At 72.0% G+C, this 1,919-nt stretch carries 1 protein-coding gene; it reads right to left on the reverse strand.

Annotated elements, in window-relative coordinates:
• Nucleotides 1-102: 102 nt before the first annotated feature.
• Entirely contained in the window at nucleotides 103-1,620 is a 1,518-nt protein-coding gene (locus ACFV0G_RS38855) for a sensor histidine kinase (RefSeq protein WP_380558472.1), read from the reverse strand.
• Nucleotides 1,621-1,919 lie beyond the last annotated feature (299 nt).

Here is a 1,919-nt window from a genome sequence, read left to right on the forward strand (position 1 = left end):
CCTCCCCCGCCCACCGAGAACTACACACCCACAACCGTCGCCCGCGTCTTATGTGTATAACCCACCCCCCCCCCCCCGGGCGCGGGGCGGCGTGACCGGCCCTCACTTCACCGGGATCTCCAGCACGACCTTGGTGCCGCCGCCGGGCGCCGCGACCATGTCGAAGGTGCCGCCGAGCTCACCGGTGGCCAGGGTCCGGACGATCTGCAGGCCGAGGTTTCCGGCCTGCTGCGGGTCGAAGCCCTCGGGCATCCCCCGGCCGTCGTCCTGGACGGTGATCAGCAGGTACTCCTCCGGCTTCACCCCGCCGTTCCAGCTCTCCGACCAGCCCATCCCGGTGGCCGGCGCCCGCCCGCGCAGCGCGCTCACCTCCAGGCTCCCGCCGGACTTCGGCCCGAACGCGTGCTCCAGCGCGTTCTGCAGCAGTTCGGTGAGGACCATCGCGAGCGGCGTGGCGACCTCGGCGGAGAGGATGCCGAAGCTGCCGGTGCGCTTGGTGGCGACCAGGCCGTCCTGGGAGAGCTCCAGCACCATCGCCAGCACCCGGTCGGCGATCTCGTCGAAGGCGACCTGCTCGTCCAGGGTCTGCGAGAGCGTCTCGTGCACGATCGCGATCGAGCCGACCCGGCGGACCGCCTCGTCGAGCGCGGCCCGGCCGGCGTCCGAGTCCATCCGGCGGGACTGCAGCCGCAGCAGCGCGGCCACGGTCTGCAGGTTGTTCTTCACCCGGTGGTGGATCTCCCGGATGGTGGCGTCCTTGGTCATCAGCTCGCGGTCGCGGCGGCGCAGCTCGGTGACGTCGCGGCAGAGCACCAGCGAGCCGGTCGGGGTGCCCTTGGGCTTCAGCGGGATGGACCGGATGGTGACCACTCCGCCCTGGGCCTCCACCTCGGTCTGCCGGGGCGCCCAGCCGCTGGCCATCTTCACCAGTGCCTCGTGCACGGCCGAGCGCGAGGGCGGCGCCAACTCGGCGGTGGCGCGACCGAGATGACTGCCCACGAGATCGGTGGTGAGGCCGAGCCGGTGGTAGGCGGAGAGCGCGTTGGGGCTGGCGTAGGTGACCACGCCCTCGGCGTCCAGGCGGATCAGGCCGTCGCCGACCCGGGGGGCGGCGTCCATGTCGGTCTGCTCGGCCGGGTAGGGAAACGTTCCGGCAGCGATCATCTGGGCCAGGTCGGAGGCGCTCTGCAGGTAGGTGAGCTCCAGCCGGCTGGGGGTGCGCACGGTCAGCAGGTTGGTGTTGCGGGCGATCACGCCCAGCACCCGCCCCTCGCGGCGCACCGGGATCGACTCGACCCGGACGGGCACCTCCTCGCGCCACTCCGGGTCGCCCTCGCGCACGATCCGGCCCTCGTCGAAGGCCGCGTCCAGCAGCGGGCGCCGGCCGCGCGGCACCAGGTGGCCGACCATGTCGTCCTGGTAGGAGGTCGGCCCGGTGTTGGGCCGCATCTGGGCGACCGAGACGTACCGGATGCCGTCCCAGGTGGGGATCCACAGGACCAGGTCGGCGAAGGACAGGTCGGAGAGCAGCTGCCACTCCGAGACCAGCAGGTGCAGCCACTCCACGTCGGCACCGGTGAGGGTGGTGTGGCGGCGGACGAGTTCGTTCAGCGAGGGCACAGGGCGAGCCTAACGAAATCGGCCGGACCGGGCTCCCCGCGATGTTGTCCAGACCAATATGGGCGACCCCCTGGACAACCCGGATTGGTCTAGTCCACAATGGGAAACGCACCAAGGAGAGGCCCCGCGCACACTGCCCTGACCGCGCGTGGCACTCCAGGTCGGAGGCCGCCCGCCGGGAGTCCCGCACAACTCCCGGCCGGGAAACCTCCGACGACAGCTCCGGGCTGCGGTGCCGCATGGGTTGAGGGTCCCGTGTCGGCGCCGTGGCCCGTAGTGCTTTCCCGGCCCGGCCGGGC

The sequence above is a fragment of the Kitasatospora sp. NPDC059571 genome (assembly GCF_042735675.1).
In the GTDB taxonomy this organism is placed as follows: domain Bacteria; phylum Actinomycetota; class Actinomycetes; order Streptomycetales; family Streptomycetaceae; genus Kitasatospora.